The following is a 16353-nucleotide window of genomic DNA, read 5'->3' as shown; positions in this document are numbered from 1 at the left end:
GCATGAGTGACAAAAAAGCCATTCTTTCCCCGCTGCCGGGCGTATTTTACCGGAAGCCAAGCCCGGAAAAACCGGATTACGTCCAAGAAGGCGACACCGTCAAGGCAGGGGATGTCGTCGGTCTCATCGAGGTCATGAAAAATTTTTACGAGGTGAAAGCGGAGGAAGACGGCGTCATTGACCAGTTTTGCGTGGAGAACGAGAGCATCGTGGACGTCGGACAAGAAATTGTCAGCCTGAAATAACGGAGGAGGATGCCATGAGCGATTTCAAAAAAGTGTTAATTGCCAACCGTGGAGAAATTGCCCGGCGTATCATCCGTACCTGCAGGCGCCTGTCGATTCCGACCGTGGCCGTGTATTCGGACGCGGACAGGGATGCGTTGTTTGTCCGGGAAGCGGATGAAGCGGTGGCCATTGGACCTGCGCTCGTCAAGAAAAGCTATCTCGACATGGAGAACATCATCCGTGCTGCGAAGGAAACCGGTGCCGATGCCATTCACCCCGGGTACGGTTTTCTCGCGGAGAACAGCGCTTTTGCCGAACGCTGCGTAGCAGAGGGCATTACGTTCATCGGCCCGAGCGCCTCGGTCATTCGGCTGATGGGGGACAAAATCGAGGCGCGTCGCCAGATGAAAGCGGCTGGCGTCGCCATCGTTCCCGGCGTGGACGGCGCGCTGTCATCCGTGGAGGAAGCGATTCAGGCCGCACAGGAGATCGGCTATCCCGTCATGCTGAAAGCGAGCGCGGGAGGCGGAGGGATCGGCATGCAGGTCGTGTCCAGCGACGACGAGCTGGAAAAAGCGTTTGCCAGCACCGCTCAGCGGGCCGGCTCCTACTTTGGAGATGATACGCTGTTCCTGGAAAAATTCATCGCCGCGCCCCGCCATATCGAGGTGCAGATCGCGGCCGATCAGCATGGAAATGTCGTGCACCTGTGGGAACGCGAGTGTTCCGTCCAGCGGCGAAACCAGAAAATCATCGAGGAAGCGCCCTCTCCCTTCCTGGATGAATCGCGGCGGGAAGCGTTGTGCCAAGCAGCGGTCAGGGGCGCACGGAGCATCGGGTACACAAACGTCGGGACGATGGAATTCATCGTGGATGAACAGGGGCAGTTTTACTTCCTGGAAATGAATACCCGCATTCAAGTGGAACATCCGGTGACAGAAGAGATTGCCGGCGTGGACCTGGTCGAATGGCAGCTTCGCATCGCGGAAGGCCGCCCGCTTCAGCGGGAAGCGCTGCCGTCGGCTCCGCAGGGACACGCGATCGAATGCCGTGTCTATGCGGAAGACCCGCGCACCTTCATGCCGTCTCCCGGCAAAATCGAGACGCTGCGGCTGCCCGACGGCGTCCGTCTGGAATTCGCCGTGACGGAAGGCGACCAGGTGACTCCTTTTTACGATCCGATGATCGGCAAAATCATCGCACACGGCGCGAACCGGCCGGAAGCGATTCGGAAGATGAAAGAAGCCTTGGGGCGCTGCGTGGTCAGCGGAATCAAGCACAACATTCCGCTGCTGGTGAACGTGATGGATCATCCCGACTTCCAGGCGGGGGCGTACACGACCAAATTTGTGGAAACCGTTCTGAAGGACTGTGGTCAGGGAGAGATGCGAACGTGAAGGTGGATCTGAACTGTGATATGGGAGAGAGCTTTGGGCTTTTCCGGCTGGGCCATGACGAGGAGATGATCCGCCATATCTCCTCCGCCAACATAGCCTGCGGGTATCACGCCGGCGATCCGCATGTGATGCGCAAAACGGTCGAGATGGCCAAACAGCACGGCGTCGCCATCGGTGCGCACCCCGGGTTTCCCGACCTGATGGGGTTTGGCCGCCGCTATATGACTTGTACGCCGGACGAAATCCGCGACTACGTACTTTATCAAGTAGGGGCGCTCCGGGAATTTGCTGCTTCCATTAAGATGGAGCTCCATCATTGCAAGCCGCATGGCGCCCTGTACATGATGGCGATGCAGGAGGAAAAGATCGCCCGCGCCATTCTGGAGGGGCTGGCCAGCGTCTCGGACCGGATGATAGTGTTTGTCCTGAAGAATTCCGCGATGGAGCTGGTCGCCAGGCAAATGGGCATCCAGGTGGCGAGGGAAGTATACGCCGACAGGGAGCATACGAAAGACGGATCGATCGTCCTCACCCGCACCGGACCCGCCATTCAAGACTATGCACAGATGGCCGCGCGGGTGGTGCGCATGGTGAAAGAGGGCATCGTGGTCACCCCGGATGGGGAAGAAGCGGAGATATGCGCCGAAACGGTGTGCATTCACGCTGATACGCCGGGGGCTGTCGAATTGATCAGGCACATCCGTCAGGCGTTTGCGGAGGCAGGCATTGCCGTAGAGCCGGTCCAGGGAAGCTGATCGCAGTAGCGGTCAGCTTCCCGCGATTTTTCCGGACCGGAAATTTGTTTGCACCTCCCCCAGATCATGAAAAAATTGGTATCATGGTAGTACGATTCACTGATTCGTGATTCTTCGGAGGGGATAGTTTGCTGGTTTGGAAAGACATTTTGCAGCCGGTTTCATTCCTATTGCCGAAAGAGAGCGCCGTACGGGAAGCGCTTGCCTGTCTGGATGCGAGCAAGGCGGAGCTGCTGCTGGTGCACGAGGAGCAGCAAGGTGTCGTCGGATATGTCGACCGTCATTCCCTTTTGCGGCAAATTCATGCGTCCGGCAGCATTCTGGGGCGGATCGAGTACAACAAGGACATGCTGAAGGTGCCCGCCAACAGCCCGATTACCTTTTATCACAACATTTCGGTTGTGCTCGGGATCGACCCGGAAGGCGGCATCGCGGGGTACATCGGAACGCAGGAAGCGAAGAATCAACTGAGCCGCTACAAGCTGGAGCAGCTGAATCACATTTTCAACAGCTCCGGCATCGGCATGATCACCACCGATTCGTCTTTTGAAATCACTTTTATGAACGAAACCGCCGAGCAAATTCTGGGTCTGCCGAAAAGCGTCTTGCAGTACCGCAACTATAAAACGCTCCTGACCCTCGATAAGGATCTGGAAGAGGTGCTGTCGGGAAAACAGCTGCTCAGCGTGGAAAGCTCGATCAACTACAAGCGGATCAGCGGCAATTTTTCTCCGCTGTACGAAAACGGGAAAATGGTCGGGATCGTCCACATTTTTTCGCCCCGCGAGCGATTGGGGGAAGCCGTGAACGAGTTGGAGTTTGTCCGTAATCTGAGCGACGATCTGCAGGCGATATATTCCCAGGAGAATGAACAGATTCTCGTCGTCAATCCGGACGGCAAGATTATTCGCATTGCCGGTACCTTTTTGCGTGAATTCTGGGGAGTGGATCAACCGGAGCAGCTGATTGACAATGACGTCTACCAGTTGGAGAAAGCCGGGACGTTTTATCCCAATATTGCCGACCTGTGTATCGCGCAAAGGAAAAAGCTGTCCATGATCCAGGAGTCCCAAAACGGCCGGATGGTGTGGTCCGTAGCTACCCCCGTCTTTCACGGCGAGCGGATCGAAAAGGTGGTGATCCTCTCCCGCGACGTGACGGGCATCCACATACTGCGGCCGGAGCTGGAAATCGCTCCGCGGAAGCCAAAAGAGCACGAGAGCGAACTCGAGGACACGCTCTCCAAAACGGACCATCATCGAAAGCTGATTTACCGCTCACGCGAGATGGAACGTCTGGTCGAAGAGCTGAAGCATATCGCCAAGGTGGACTCCACCGTCCTCTTGCTTGGCGAATCCGGAGTGGGCAAAGAGGTGTTCGCGCAGGCGATTCATGACTTCAGCCAGCGCAAACGGGAGCCCTTCATTCGCGTCAACTGCGGAGCCATTCCGGAAAATCTGGTGGAAAGCGAGCTGTTCGGCTATGAAAAAGGGGCCTTTACCGGAGCCGATCAGAAAGGCAAGCCGGGGATGTTTGAGCTGGCGCACAAAGGAAGCATTTTTCTCGATGAAGTGACAGAGCTTCCGTATTCCACGCAGGTCAAGCTGCTTCGGGTCCTGCAGGAGCGGGAAATCATGCGCGTAGGCGGCACACGCTCCTTGCGCGTCGATGTCCGGGTGATCGTCGCGACCAACCAGAACATCAGGGAATTGGTCAGACAGGGGAGGTTTCGGGAAGATTTGTACTATCGCCTCCATGTCATTCCGTTTGAGATCCCCCCGTTGCGCAAACGGCCTGCCGACATCATTCCGCTGGCGATTCATTTTTGCAAATATTTCAACAATATGTACGGGATGGAAAAAGTGCTCACGCGGGAAGCGCTTCACGCACTCGAAGGATACGCCTGGCCGGGGAACGTAAGGGAGCTGCAAAACATGGTCGAGCGGCTGATCGCGACCGTGCGAGCGGACAGCATCGGCGCACAGGATGTGCTCGGCAATCTGTACCGGGAGGAGTGCTTCGCGCGGGAAAGCAGGACCGTGGTCCTCGACATCATGCCGCTGAAAGAAGCGGTAGAGGAAGTGGAAAGCCAGTTGATATCGCTTGCCTTGAAAAAATACGGCACTGCCTCCAAAGTGGCCAAGATCCTGGGCGTCAGTCCCGCCACAGTAAGCCGGCGCATGCAGAAACGGTTGCAATAGAGAGGAAGATGAGCAATGTTTACCCTGCCGGAGACCCGATTCGATTTCGGAGGAGACGAATACATCTATGCGGAGATTTCCCGCGATATGAGCGAGGAGAGCAACTTCAAGGCGCTGGCCGTCACCCATGAATTGCGCAAGCGGCAAATCCCGGGAATTTTGGACATTTGCCCGTCCAACTCCTCCTATATCATCCGGTTCGACCCGGAAGCGATATCGGCGGCGGACCTGCTGGAATATCTCAAGGAGATCGACATCACCAAGAGCAATCCGTCCGAGCTGAACCTGCGGGTGCGCATCGTCGAAATCCCGATCTGGTACGATGATCCGCTGACACAGGAATACAGCCGCCGCTTCCAGGAGCGCAACGTCGTCCGCGATCCGATCAGCAATTTTGAACTGGTGATGAGACTGAACGGCTTTTCCGACAAGCAGCGGTTCATCGAGGCGCACGCGGCCAGCCCTTATCTGATCACGATGATGGGCTTCATTCCCGGAACGGCATGGGAATATCCGCTCGGCCTGGCCAAGGAACAGATCATCCAGACCCCCAAGTACATCAGCCCGCGTACCGACACGCCAGGAAGGGCGGTCGGACTCGGAGGCGCGTTTACCGTCATTTATCCGTTGCAGGCGCCAGGCAGCTATCAATTGATCGGGATGTCGGCTGTCCCGGTGTTTGATCAGTCTCAGCGGCTGCCAGACCTTCAGGATTCGTTCTTCCTGGCCAGACCGGGCGACATCTGGAAGCATCGGCCGGTGGAAGAAGCGGAATACCGCCAGATCGGCCGGCAGGTGGAGGAGGGGACGTACCGGTATCGGATCAAGCACGTCGACTTTTCCACGGAAGAGTATTTTTGGGACAAAACCCGCTATCTGAAACGATTGATGGAGGGATTTTAGTATGCTGCACATCCGGGACGGCGGGCTGCAAACGTTGGTTCAGGACACCGGACGCCACATGTATTACCACCTGGGAGTGCCGCCATCCGGTGCGGCGGACCGCTATTCCTTTCTGCTGGGCAATATCCTGCTGGGCAACCCCTTTGACTATGCCGCTTTGGAAATTACGCTGCTCGGGCCCGTCATCGAGGTCCGCAAAAAAACGGTGATGGCAGTGACGGGCGCGCCGATCGACATCAAAGTGAACGGCCAGCCCGCGCCGATGTGGGAGACCATCTGTGTGCAAGAAGGGGACGTGCTGTCGCTCCGGTCGACGAGCAAGGGTGTGAAGTCATACCTTTGCGTTTCGGGCGGCATTCAGGTGCCGGACGTGCTTGGTTCCAAATCGACCTATACGCTTAGCCAGCTGGGCGGCTTTCACGGGCGAAAGCTGCAGGCGGGCGACGAGATTCCCATCGGAGAGCCGCTGCCCGGCGTGTTTCATCATATCGGCAAACGGATACCGGAGGAGTACATCCCGAAGTTCTCCTCCTCCCTCGATGTGCGCATCGTTCTCGGAATTTCCAGCTATCGGCTGAGCGACGAAGGGCTCAAGGCGTTTTTGAATGCCGAGTGGCAGGTAGGGCTGGAGTCGAACAACATCGCCTATCGGTATTTCGGATCCAGTGTATCGTTCAATCCTGCGGAGCCGCCGTTCGGGGCAGGGAACCATGCATCCAATGCGGTCGATATTGTCTATCCGATCGGCGCCATCATGGCTCCCAGCGAGCACGAGCTGATCCTCCTCCTGCGCGATGCCACGACGGGCGGCGGTTTTGTCACCATCGGTACAGCAATCAACGCCGATCTGGACCTCATTTCCCAATCGCGCCCCCATGCCAAGACGCGTTTTTTGTCCGTAACGGTCGATCAGGCGATTGAAGCAAGACTGCAAAAGAAAAAAAAGCTGCTGACGGTCCAACAGTTATTGCGGTAGCGATCTTTCAGGGTGGATAGAACAGGTGCCTCGCCACATTCGACGAAGCACCTGTTTTTTTATGATTTTGTATCCCTGAAGAACAGTGAAAGATGAATACGTTTGGTACAGACCAGGAAAATCGTCATAGGTTGTTCGGTAAGCGCTATGATAATGAATCACACAACTCGGCCATTGTGGAAATTCCTAAGGGCGCGAGACGGCATCAGAACGAGATGGCCATACACGCTCTGGATTTGACCGAAAAATCGAATCAACTTACGGGTCGGATGCCTAACTTGAGCGGTAAGAAGGAACACCCAGAGTGGGAACCATTGTTCAATTATGTTAAATGTCACTTTTCTTTTCCGAATTCAGCCCAGATCAAATAGCCGATCCCAATGGTCAATGAAAACCCAGCGCACGTAGGTAGATCGTCACCGACGCTTAAAAGCATGTTTTGGAAAAGTTCAGGGTTCCAACTAGAAACCCCGGAAGCAAATATGGCAGCCGTGATATAGTAACTGCAAAAAAGGAATGCAGCTATAAAACAAAAGATTACCCCGGTTAATCGCCTCGACAAAATAAACCCCCCGTGATTTGCCCAGAGTCAAAATCGTCAGATGTCAGTATTGATTTCATCTAGCATCCAGACGTCGTCTTTGCGAACAAAATTTAGAATCAGAATGGACAGAGTACCACCCGGGTGCCAAACCTCATAACCGGTAACGAAGGAATCTTCATTAGGCGGAATATTTCTCTTGCTTTAGTTCCTTACTGAGTTTATTTAACTGAAGCTCCAATTCGGCATTTTGTTGTTTCACCTGTTCTAACACAATTTTGGTTGATTGTAATTCAGGAGAGTTAGTAGAACAGCCTGATGCTAGTAAAAGGACCGACATCAAGTAAAGCTTCTTCATCACTGCCACTCCTTCTCGTTTAAAAGGTAAGACGAAATGATCTGCAAAATGTTTCCAATAACAATGAGTAAGGGATGGCAATAGTAAGAGAGGATACACGAGGGCTCATCTTAATTTGCAAAATTTGTTAATAAAGATTGTAATTGCCGTATTCCCGTCACATAAAATAACCCCCGGAATATTCCGAGGGCCGTTGATGGATTACATGACAGTTTGAGTAATCATATTTGATTCGCCTTCATTCTTACCACCTGTAATGACCACCTTAAATAGATAGGTTTTTCCTGCCTGTAACTGAGCAGCACGTACAATATGCTTGGGAATCCCATTAGCGGAGCCGGAATTAATCCCTAATGGCAGGTAAGCATCCTCCCAAGTTTCTCCATTGTCCGTAGACTGTAAGACTTTCTCAGCTGTGGCGTCCTGCGGGGCGGTGTAGTAAAAATCAACAAATCTTCCATGAGACACATGCCAACCAGACCCAAAAATTACAACATCATGAATTGGTTTCGTATCGCTATTCTCGACTTATTCCCTTTATTTGTGAGGGATTTCGTTCGAGCCTACACCGTGCAGGCGACTTTCATCGCACACGGCGTTCCATCAACGGATCAGAAGTGAAAATTTACAACGGGCATCTTTAGCATACATCAGAGCCTTCAATACGGTCTGCTAACGAAAGTTAACCTATTTGGTAGCAGCAATACATGTAAATGATACCATGGAGGATCGGATCATTATTTTATATAACACATGACTTGTCTCATTCTGTATAGGAAATCCTGCGAGGTCAATGAATTGCCTGCATTCTCCTCTCGAGGCGTTCCCAAGTTGTACCTTGGCGTTCTTTTGAAGGGATGGCGAGATTCCAGTTACAGTGTTCACACCAAATCGGATATCCCTCGTGGAATATTTTGGGTGATCTGGGTATTTTTATTGACTTCGAATTAGAGTTAGCTGGATGCTGTTTAATCTGGACGTAAACGTGCTGTCGTTTTGAGGACAGGAACGTGAGGCAGACAGACTGATGAAGATGCTGGGTTTTTCCACCACATACGCAACAGGTTTTTGGGGGACAATAAGCCAATCGGTGTAAGGAGATTTCCTGTAGCAGCCTGTCACTACCGTGAGTGGGGGAGAAGTCTGGCCTCTAACATGGATGGGACGGTACGTGTAGCAATGCACCGTGTATGATTCATGAGGGGTGAACGACATGCAAAATCAGCAAATCACCGAGGTCCTCAATCGCTTGCAACAATCTGTTCAGAGGCTGGAGATGGCCACGGGAAACCATGCGTTTTCCAATCAAATACAAAACGTGACGCAATCAATTCAAGGCATTGCTTCTCAAGTCAACGGCTTTTCAGGAGTTGGAAACAAGGCGCATGTGGATGCGGTTCGGCAGCAATTGGCGCAAATTCGTCGAAACTTGCATACGTTGACCGATGAGGTGGAACAAGCGCAAGGCCCCCTTGTGAACATGTACCGTTCTTCCGTGGGTACTTCCAAGGAGGAGTTTGAGAAAGCCTCAGACACCGAACAGCAAACCATGAACATGACAGCGTATCAATCTCTTCAGACATATCGGCAAGAGGAACAGCTTCTTGACCAATTTCATCAGCTTAACTCCCATCTGATGGATCTGAGCCACCAGCTGGAACAACTGACGTACAGTTCGGAAATCCCTGCACCAACGTATGGCAAGCCAGCCGATTTTACGAATGATCCCGGACCGGGTCTATCGAACAGCTGACAAGAATATGCTCGTGGTACGAATCCCCTTTTCAGTAGGCAGTGTAAAAAGTCCGCCCGTCTAACGGTGGGTGGTACACGCTACTTGGAGGGGATTCTTATGCTTAAAAAAGGTATGAATTCCCATACCCCAAATGATGCCATGATTCAAGCAGACGAACTGGAGAACGGAGCGTTTGTGCAGAATCCAAAGCTGCTCGCTAGAGAATCAAGCCTGCAAGTGCTCGAGCTTGGCACGATAGTGTCCGCGAAAAATAGAATGATAGCCTCCATCCCAAACGAAATGGAGGTCATTTGTAGAAGCTCAGTTATGTGTAGGGAGGAAGTATGATATCCTAAACGTAGCACGGGATGAATGATCGGGAATGGAGTGCTGTTATGATGCATGCATGGATACTTTCAAAGGCTTTGATAGCAACAATGACAGGTTTTCTAATCAGTGGGGGGGTTTCAGCATCCGGATCAGAAGGAGCCAACCATCCTCCCCTAGTAGTAGAAGAAATGCCGGATCCCGAGACGATTACTCCTTGGGTTGAGTACGAAATTGATGCAAGCCACATATTTGCGGATGTTGATGGAGATGAACTGGTGTTTTCAGCATTGTCCCAGAGTCAGGCGATAGCAACCGTCCGTGTGGAAGGGAATTTGATTAAAGTAATGGCGCGGAAAGCGGGGAAGGTAGCAATTATCGTGACTGCAAGTGATGCAAGAGGTGGAACGGCTTCCACCGCGTATCGTTTCATCGTGAAGGAGTGATTGCCAGGGGTGAAGCGAAATGGTTATTCGTTCTGAACCATAATGAATTAGAAGGGGCATACTTGTGGAGTAACCTTTTCGCATTGCATATTACCGAAAATTTGGGCTTGCATCATTTGTACCAACGATTATCAATTGACTGGGTTTGTTTGTTGCTATACGATTTTCAATACGGTTATCTATCTTCTTGTCTATACGTTATGCTTTATTATAATTGCCCAATAAGGCAAAGGAGGCATTTTATCATGAAAGTCAGACCATCTGTTAAACATATGTGTGAAAAATGCAAAACGGTTAGAAGGCGCCGAACGGTCATGGTGATTTGTGAGAATACGAAACACAAGCAAAGACAGGGTTAATGGAAACCCTTAGAGAGGGGCACTGTAGTTCATTGCAGTGTTCTTTTTTATTGGAAAGCAATGGTTTCGTTTTTGCCTCTTTGTTTGCACTGGTGGCCTCAAGGATTCAACCTAGCTTTTCATAGCTCCTGATCCATCTTCGCGTGGACAGACAGGAGCCATGTTCTCATAGGCGGTCGGGGAAAAGCCGAGCAGAGAGAGGAACAAATCCCTCTTTCGATCAGTCCTCCGGCGTACGATCCAGAAACAGTTTGGTTACCGAGGTGTAGTCCCCTTTTTCAATTTCCTCGGAGCTGGCCTCTGCTTCGAGCGGATCATGGCCATTCATGCTGGGGGCTACGGTCGGTTCGTGTTTGCGGGCATGTTTTTTTGCGTCCATGTTCTATCCATCACCTCTCCATCGTAGGGTGTGGAAAACAGCGCCATTTTATGCTTCCTTTGTTATTGGGGTAGAGCACACTTCCGACCACGCTGATACATCCTGTTGCCTCTGTGCGACAGGGATCGTACTAGACAATTTGTGCAAATTATATGAAAATGAAGGGTATTCCCTTACCGATGCCGACACCCGTACCACTCGGGTCCTCGGGAAGGACGGTACGTTTCATCAGGAAGGAAAGAAGGTGACCCATATGGATAGATGGATGTTGGCAATCGCCCAATCGCCCCCTGCAGCCTTCTAAAGAAGGCAGGATCAATGAGGGACCACCCTCAAGGGGGAAACCAGAATGGTAAAGAGGTTTTTCGTTCACCCGGTGACGATACGATACGGGGTGTTTATGCTCGGGCTGGCCGTCATGGGGTACGGGATCGGCATGATGATTGAAGCAGACTTGGGCGTAGCTCCGTGGGATACGCTGCACATCGGTTTGCAAAAGACGTTCGGACTGACGATTGGGATGTGGTCGCAAATTGTCGGCCTGCTGATCATTGTCTCGTCCTACCTCATCGGCAGAATCAAGCCGAATGCAGGGATGTTTTTAAACATGTTTTTCTTCGGGCTCTTCATCGATCTCTTTATGTGGTTGAAATGGATCCCGATCGGCCAGACGGTGCTCGAACGAGCCGTCCTATTCGGAGCTGGCTTGCTCATTTATACATGCGGCACGGGGATGTATATCTCGCCGCGCATCGGTGCGGGTCCGCGGGACAGCTTCATGCTCGCCTTGCACGAGAAAACGGGCTGGGACATCAGCAAGGTGCGGATCGGCATTGAGTGTACCGTTGCATTGAGCGGATTTTTGCTCGGAGGTCCGGTATCTGTGGGGACGGTGGTTACGGCCGTAGCGATTGGACCGCTGATCAAGCAGTTTATCCCCATGTGGGAGAGAATGCTGGCGAAGCCGTTCGGGAAAACAGTCCAACAGCCCGTGGCCAAATAAGTGCTGCGCAAGCAAACCGCTCGGGGTTCTATCATCTCCGGGCGGTTTTTGATAGAAAGCGAGCAAGCGGATCCATCGCCCCATTCACGGAAAGCAGGGGATCTTTTGCGTTTCTGAAAGGAAGCGGGAAGCACCTTGATGCTGTCTTTTTTTGAGAATCTACCTTATAATAACGGGCGAAGTAAGGTATAATATAGTCTTGTGAAAGAGTGCAAATCACGTTTGCGCTTTTTGGCAGTGATCGTGAAAGGGCCGAAGCCCCGACTGCCATTTGTCTGTTATTTCATTTACTAATCTTCTGGAATTGAAAGCGAGTGGGAAAATATGGGTCGTAAATGGAACAATATCAAAGAGAAGAAGGCTTCTAAAGATGCCAGCACCAGCCGCATTTACGCAAAGTTTGGAAAAGAGATTTACGTCGCGGCGAAACAGGGTGAACCCGATCCAGAGTCCAACCGCGCTCTGAAAGTCGTGCTCGAGCGTGCCAAGACATACAGCGTACCAAAAGCGATCATTGACCGGGCGATTGAAAAAGCCAAAGGCGGTTCCGAGGAAACCTACGATGAATTGCGCTACGAAGGATTTGGTCCGAACGGCTCGATGATCATCGTGGATGCTTTGACCAACAACGTAAACCGTACGGCACCGGAAGTGCGCGCAGCCTTTAACAAAAACGGCGGCAACATGGGGGTAACCGGTTCGGTCGCATACATGTTCAATCCGACGGCGGTGATCGGCCTTGAAGGAAAAACGGCGGAAGAAGCGCTGGAAATCTTGATGGAAGCTGACGTCGATGTACGCGATATCATCGAAGAAGAGGACGCGGTCATCGTTTACGCAGAGCCGGATCAGTTCCATGCCGTGCAAGAAGCGTTCAAAAAGGCGGGGGTTTCCGAGTTTACCGTTGCGGAATTGACGATGCTCGCGCAAAACGAGATCACCTTGCCGGAGGATGCACGTGCACAGTTTGAAAAATTGATCGATGCCCTGGAAGATCTGGATGACGTGCAGCAAGTGTACCATAACGTTGACTTGGGTGAGTAAATTCGCATATTCGTGCCAACATCATCGTTGGATAAAAAGCGCAGGCGACGGCCATGCGCTTTTTTGCTTGGCTTCTGTCCGAGCGACAAGGCTGCGAGCCCAGTGATCACGTGCAAATCAGCTCCCAGGACTCACGTGAACCACTCTTAACTAAAGATTTCTGGCTCATCTTCGTCCACGATGGTGTTGAGAGTGTTTGATTGTGACATTCCATTGTCAAGGTCGTGGGAATAGATGCAAAAAGAAGACTCCCCTGCGTGAGGGAGCCTTCCTATCTCGATCATCCCTTGTCTGAGAAGTCAAAGGGGCAGGTCAATCCACGTGGTGGTCATGGTGCAAGTCGACGCTGCGCAGCTCGTTCTTTGCCTTTTCCACGAGCACCTGATAGTCCCGTACGACCTCTGTCAATGCAGCAACGGACTCTTTGTACTCGGGCTCGTTACAGATCCCATCTATCGCCCGGTGAATATGAAACATCTTGTTTTCGGTTTTCCGGATAAATTCCACCCAATCCATTCCGTTCATGAAATTCCTCCTTTCCAATCATAGGCTTTACCTGCTCTGCGGAAAGTATACGGAAACACCGAGTCAATCGAGTCGATTGGATCAATTAACCGAGTATATGAATGACCTTTAGTCTTGTTCGATTTTTTGATTCATGGTAACATACCTCACATCAGTAATCTGGCTTGCGTCAGATTGGGAGGCATCGGGGGGACAAAAGGTGAATCAACTGACAAAGCTAAATAAGGCACTGGAGAAAATCATGCCGATCCTCACGCCAGCCAGCGTAGTCATCGGCGTGCTGGCTGCAGGGTATTTGCAGTCTTTCACATTTCTTTCTCCTTGGATATTTGCGTTCATCACATTTGCCGGCAGTCTTGGCTCTGGCTTCAGGGAGTTTGCCCGGGTACTTGCGCGGCCGCTCCCGCTTCTGGCCAACCTGCTCATTTTACACGCCATGATGCCGCTAATCGCATGGGGAGCAGCGCTGCTTTTTTACCCGGATGACATCCATATCGTCACGGGTCTGATCCTGGGGGCTGTCATTCCTACCGGCATCTCCAGTTTTTTGTGGAGCTCCATCTACATGGGGAACATCGCGTTGACGCTCTCCATTATTTTGATCGATACGATGCTTTCGCCTCTTGTCGTGCCACTGGGCATGGCTCTGTTTTTGGGGGCAAAGGTAGAAATGGATGCGGCTTCGATGATGCAAGGGATGTTTTTCATGATTGTGCTTCCGTCACTCATGGGCATGGCTTTGAACCAGTTTACGCACGGTCGCGTGAAGCAGACGCTGGCGCCTAAGCTGGCTCCGTTCTCCAAGCTGGGGATGGGGGTAGTGGTCGCCATCAACAGCTCGGTCGTGGCACCTTACTTGCACCGGATAGATGGGGAGCTGATCCGTTTGGCTGCTTTGGTCCTCGCCTTGGCGATTTGCGGCTACCTCATGGGTTGGCTGGTCGCCAGGCTGTTTGGTTGGAAGCGAGATGTGATCGTGGCGCTGACCTTCAACTCAGGCATGCGCAACATCTCAGCCGGGGCTGTCATGGCCATTTCCTATTTTCCGGCACCCGTGGCGCTTCCCGTCGTGCTTGGCATGCTGTTCCAGCAGACGTTGGCTTCGACGTTCGGAAAATTTCTGGCCGCAGTTGAAAAGGGAACGACAACAGATGAGAACATCGTGATGAGTGAAAAGGCCGGGTAACCGATCGTAACGCAACGAATCACCCTTCGAAACATGATTGCAAACATGTGTTCGTATTTGTATAATGATGGAAAGGGGAAAGAGGAGAGGATTCGCGTCGGTCAGATCTCTCCTGTTCAATCCATTTCGATGAGGGGTGGGCTCATGCTGAAAACGATCATGGTTCCGGTTAACAAAAGATTGAAACGGGTGCCTGTCTTGACACCTGTGCACTTGAAGGCGTTCAACATGCTGGTGAACGGCGCGGAGGTCTCGGCTGTGGTTGCGGATCGTCGATTGCGCAAGGCTGTAAACGATCTGTACCGGTTGGGATGGGTCAGGGCGAGAGAGGATAGGCGGGCCTGACTAAAGTCCTGCAGGATGGTTCATTTATGTACGGAAATATGACATTTAATACAAAGCAAAGTCTGCTTCTTTTTGTTTATGTTAGATATTCTTACATAAAATTCGAAAAATGGATTGACATATGGTTGGCATATGTTAGTATATATTACATAGCATGCATTCTCTCCACTTCCTATCTTTGACCCAGCAATGGGTCCTTTTTTTTGTTGAAAAAGGCCCTACACCTCTCATTGGGGGTAGGGCTTCGCATCAGCCTGAAACAGTTTTCTTACCATCGCGTAAAGTCTGCCGGGCATGTTCGGGAAGACGAACGAGTAATGATGGGTTCCATTCGCAAGCAGAGCCACGGGCGCCTCAATCTGATACGGGATTTTCATTAAATCCAGCATCTTTTTGTATTCGTCCACCATATCCGGTTCAACCGTATAATAAAATGATTTGGAAGAGTTCATGTGGGCTCACTCCTTTCTATATATTGTAACATAGAGCGGGAGAGGAATAGAACGCAACATAATTAATGTTATGTAAACTTACAGAGAATATGTACCCCCAGGCATCCCTTTTCGAAGACTGCGGACATCACTCGAAGGTAAAGGGTCATTGACGATTCTCGCTTGAAAAGGAACGGGAACACGCACTCGACACCGAATGCAGAGAAGGTCCAAAGGCAAGTCAAACGAAAGGGGACCTCCCGTGACAGGTAGTCCCCGCAATTGTACATGTCTCTTACTTGTCGGTACAGGTATGTGAAGACAAAAAATCGACGATGATTTGGTTAACTGCGTCCGGATTATCGATGCTGGGCAAGTGGGCGGATTGTGGGAGTCGAATCTGCTCCGCACCAGGAATCGTTTGTACCAGCGTATCAGCGGCTTTCAGAAAATCGGAATGGTCGAGCTCGCCGATTACGACCTGGGTAGGAACGGATATCTCGGCTAAGCGACTTCGCGGATCCGGCTCCAGCCATTTCGGCATGGTAGCGGGTTGCGCCTTCCGATAAATATCCGCGTAAATTTCTTTTAGCCATTGGCGATGGGGTTGGACTCGTCCTCTCTCTTGATCGGGGCCGTCCAAAACGATGTGCAGGATGATCTCCACTGCTTCCTTCATATTTCCCATGCCGAATTGTTCCTGGAATGGCTGCAACCGTTGCTGATAAGACGCAGATGGAGGCGCAAAGCCTCCGGGACAGAGGAGAACGAGGCCATTCGCCTGATGGGGAAAAGCGAGAGCGTATTCGACGGCAGCGTAGCACCCGAAAGACGCCCCGACAAAAGTGGCGGATTCAATCCCCAATTGTGCGAGCAAGGAATGCAGATCTTCGTACAAGGTAAACGGAATTCCTGGATCGAGAGACTGTCCCATTCCTCTCATGTCGAAGCGCAAGACTTGGTACTTTTGAGAAAGCGCTTCCATTTGCGGCCTCCACATACGGCTGTCCAGTGGGGCTCCGTGAAGAAGAACGATCGTTTCGCCGGCTCCTGCCAATTCGTAATAAATCTCGGCCCCATTGCAAGGGAGAAAACCTAGTTGACCCATCGCGCACATCTCCTTTCATCGTCGTAGAACAGATGTCTTCTTCCTAAATGTACCAGAACGGACGTTCAATAACTGTGAAGAGTCGATGAAGAAATGACGAGGAGAAC

At 51.8% G+C, this 16353-nt stretch carries 18 protein-coding genes; 13 read left to right on the top strand and 5 right to left on the bottom strand.

Annotated features, from left to right (window positions below; genetic code table 11):
* Positions 1-2: 2 nt before the first annotated feature.
* The 6 genes from RGB73_RS16080 to RGB73_RS16055 all read left to right on the top strand — a co-directional run bounded on the left by RGB73_RS16080 (position 3) and on the right by RGB73_RS16055 (position 6459).
* Entirely contained in the window at positions 3-245 is a 243-nt protein-coding gene (locus RGB73_RS16080; protein ID WP_310763531.1) for an acetyl-CoA carboxylase, read from the top strand.
* A 14-nt stretch (positions 246-259) separates the two neighbouring features.
* On the top strand, positions 260-1624 hold the full coding sequence (locus tag RGB73_RS16075) for an acetyl-CoA carboxylase biotin carboxylase subunit (protein WP_310763530.1): 1365 nt from the start codon (positions 260-262) through the stop codon (positions 1622-1624).
* Positions 1621-2379: a LamB/YcsF family protein gene (locus RGB73_RS16070; RefSeq protein WP_310763529.1), complete on the top strand. Its 759-nt coding sequence runs from the start codon at positions 1621-1623 to the stop codon at positions 2377-2379. Before RGB73_RS16075 ends, RGB73_RS16070 begins: the two co-directional genes overlap by 4 nt.
* A gap of 128 nt (positions 2380-2507) precedes the next feature.
* Positions 2508-4580 carry a sigma 54-interacting transcriptional regulator gene (locus RGB73_RS16065; RefSeq protein ID WP_310763528.1) on the top strand — a complete coding sequence of 691 codons (2073 nt, stop codon included), beginning with the start codon at positions 2508-2510 and terminating at the stop codon, positions 4578-4580.
* A 15-nt stretch (positions 4581-4595) separates the two neighbouring features.
* Entirely contained in the window at positions 4596-5483 is an 888-nt protein-coding gene (locus tag RGB73_RS16060) for a 5-oxoprolinase subunit B family protein (protein WP_310763527.1), read from the top strand.
* A 1-nt stretch (position 5484) separates the two neighbouring features.
* On the top strand, positions 5485-6459 hold the full coding sequence (locus tag RGB73_RS16055; protein WP_310763526.1) for a 5-oxoprolinase subunit C family protein: 975 nt from the start codon (positions 5485-5487) through the stop codon (positions 6457-6459).
* Between the two features lie 722 nt (positions 6460-7181).
* On the opposite strand, the gene RGB73_RS16050 is transcribed toward RGB73_RS16055, so the two are convergent.
* Positions 7182-7358, bottom strand: coding sequence for a hypothetical protein (locus RGB73_RS16050; protein ID WP_310763525.1), 177 nt, complete (start codon positions 7356-7358; stop codon positions 7182-7184).
* 1213 nt (positions 7359-8571) lie between these two features.
* Between RGB73_RS16050 and RGB73_RS16045 the strand changes: the two genes are divergently transcribed.
* The 3 genes from RGB73_RS16045 (at position 8572) to rpmJ (ending at position 10225) form a co-directional block, all read left to right on the top strand.
* Positions 8572-9111, top strand: coding sequence for a hypothetical protein (locus tag RGB73_RS16045; protein WP_310763524.1), 540 nt, complete (start codon positions 8572-8574; stop codon positions 9109-9111).
* Between the two features lie 377 nt (positions 9112-9488).
* Positions 9489-9866: a hypothetical protein gene (locus RGB73_RS16040; RefSeq protein ID WP_310763523.1), complete on the top strand. Its 378-nt coding sequence runs from the start codon at positions 9489-9491 to the stop codon at positions 9864-9866.
* A 245-nt stretch (positions 9867-10111) separates the two neighbouring features.
* Positions 10112-10225, top strand: a complete 114-nt coding sequence (gene rpmJ, locus RGB73_RS16035; RefSeq protein ID WP_310763522.1) for a 50S ribosomal protein L36 — start codon at positions 10112-10114, stop codon at positions 10223-10225.
* 220 nt (positions 10226-10445) lie between these two features.
* On the opposite strand, the gene RGB73_RS16030 is transcribed toward rpmJ, so the two are convergent.
* Positions 10446-10604: a hypothetical protein gene (locus RGB73_RS16030; RefSeq protein ID WP_310763521.1), complete on the bottom strand. Its 159-nt coding sequence runs from the start codon at positions 10602-10604 to the stop codon at positions 10446-10448.
* Between the two features lie 349 nt (positions 10605-10953).
* On the opposite strand from RGB73_RS16030, the gene RGB73_RS16025 reads away from it, so the two are divergent.
* Together RGB73_RS16025 and RGB73_RS16020 are read left to right on the top strand one after the other, a co-directional pair.
* Positions 10954-11607: a YczE/YyaS/YitT family protein gene (locus RGB73_RS16025; protein ID WP_310763520.1), complete on the top strand. Its 654-nt coding sequence runs from the start codon at positions 10954-10956 to the stop codon at positions 11605-11607.
* A 324-nt stretch (positions 11608-11931) separates the two neighbouring features.
* Positions 11932-12651, top strand: a complete 720-nt coding sequence (locus RGB73_RS16020; RefSeq protein WP_310763519.1) for a YebC/PmpR family DNA-binding transcriptional regulator — start codon at positions 11932-11934, stop codon at positions 12649-12651.
* A gap of 312 nt (positions 12652-12963) precedes the next feature.
* Here RGB73_RS16020 and RGB73_RS16015 read toward each other — a convergent pair whose 3' ends face one another.
* Positions 12964-13176, bottom strand: coding sequence for a hypothetical protein (locus RGB73_RS16015; RefSeq protein WP_310763518.1), 213 nt, complete (start codon positions 13174-13176; stop codon positions 12964-12966).
* Positions 13177-13375: 199 nt separating this feature from the next.
* Here RGB73_RS16015 and RGB73_RS16010 point away from each other — a divergent pair, with 199 nt between their 5' ends.
* Both RGB73_RS16010 and RGB73_RS16005 read left to right on the top strand, forming a co-directional pair.
* On the top strand, positions 13376-14362 hold the full coding sequence (locus tag RGB73_RS16010; protein WP_310763517.1) for a bile acid:sodium symporter family protein: 987 nt from the start codon (positions 13376-13378) through the stop codon (positions 14360-14362).
* Between the two features lie 144 nt (positions 14363-14506).
* Complete coding sequence (locus tag RGB73_RS16005; protein WP_310763516.1) at positions 14507-14707, top strand: hypothetical protein; 201 nt, start codon at positions 14507-14509, stop codon at positions 14705-14707.
* Between the two features lie 227 nt (positions 14708-14934).
* Here the strand turns inward: RGB73_RS16005 and RGB73_RS16000 are convergent, their stop codons facing one another.
* Together RGB73_RS16000 and RGB73_RS15995 are read right to left on the bottom strand one after the other, a co-directional pair.
* The gene (locus tag RGB73_RS16000) at positions 14935-15159 is read right to left on the bottom strand and encodes a hypothetical protein (protein ID WP_310763514.1); all 225 of its coding nucleotides are present in this window, start codon (positions 15157-15159) and stop codon (positions 14935-14937) included.
* A gap of 274 nt (positions 15160-15433) precedes the next feature.
* Positions 15434-16246, bottom strand: coding sequence for an alpha/beta fold hydrolase (locus RGB73_RS15995; RefSeq protein WP_310763513.1), 813 nt, complete (start codon positions 16244-16246; stop codon positions 15434-15436).
* Positions 16247-16353 lie beyond the last annotated feature (107 nt).

This window comes from Brevibacillus brevis (assembly GCF_031583145.1).
GTDB lineage: Bacteria > Bacillota > Bacilli > Brevibacillales > Brevibacillaceae > Brevibacillus > Brevibacillus brevis_E.
Note: the sequence above shows the minus strand (reverse complement) of the source record. Positions and strands in the feature narration are given on the sequence as shown.

Coding starts and splice junctions, on each gene's coding strand:
- RGB73_RS16080 (WP_310763531.1), top strand. CDS start 3: ATGAGTGACAAAAAAGCCATTCTTTCCCCGCTGCCGGGCGTATTTTAC.
- RGB73_RS16075 (WP_310763530.1), top strand. CDS start 260: ATGAGCGATTTCAAAAAAGTGTTAATTGCCAACCGTGGAGAAATTGCC.
- RGB73_RS16060 (WP_310763527.1), top strand. CDS start 4,596: ATGTTTACCCTGCCGGAGACCCGATTCGATTTCGGAGGAGACGAATAC.
- RGB73_RS16055 (WP_310763526.1), top strand. CDS start 5,485: ATGCTGCACATCCGGGACGGCGGGCTGCAAACGTTGGTTCAGGACACC.
- RGB73_RS16050 (WP_310763525.1), bottom strand. CDS start 7,358: ATGAAGAAGCTTTACTTGATGTCGGTCCTTTTACTAGCATCAGGCTGT.
- RGB73_RS16045 (WP_310763524.1), top strand. CDS start 8,572: ATGCAAAATCAGCAAATCACCGAGGTCCTCAATCGCTTGCAACAATCT.
- RGB73_RS16040 (WP_310763523.1), top strand. CDS start 9,489: ATGATGCATGCATGGATACTTTCAAAGGCTTTGATAGCAACAATGACA.
- rpmJ (WP_310763522.1), top strand. CDS start 10,112: ATGAAAGTCAGACCATCTGTTAAACATATGTGTGAAAAATGCAAAACG.
- RGB73_RS16030 (WP_310763521.1), bottom strand. CDS start 10,604: ATGGACGCAAAAAAACATGCCCGCAAACACGAACCGACCGTAGCCCCC.
- RGB73_RS16025 (WP_310763520.1), top strand. CDS start 10,954: ATGGTAAAGAGGTTTTTCGTTCACCCGGTGACGATACGATACGGGGTG.
- RGB73_RS16020 (WP_310763519.1), top strand. CDS start 11,932: ATGGGTCGTAAATGGAACAATATCAAAGAGAAGAAGGCTTCTAAAGAT.
- RGB73_RS16015 (WP_310763518.1), bottom strand. CDS start 13,176: ATGAACGGAATGGATTGGGTGGAATTTATCCGGAAAACCGAAAACAAG.
- RGB73_RS16005 (WP_310763516.1), top strand. CDS start 14,507: ATGCTGAAAACGATCATGGTTCCGGTTAACAAAAGATTGAAACGGGTG.
- RGB73_RS16000 (WP_310763514.1), bottom strand. CDS start 15,159: ATGAACTCTTCCAAATCATTTTATTATACGGTTGAACCGGATATGGTG.
- RGB73_RS15995 (WP_310763513.1), bottom strand. CDS start 16,246: ATGGGTCAACTAGGTTTTCTCCCTTGCAATGGGGCCGAGATTTATTAC.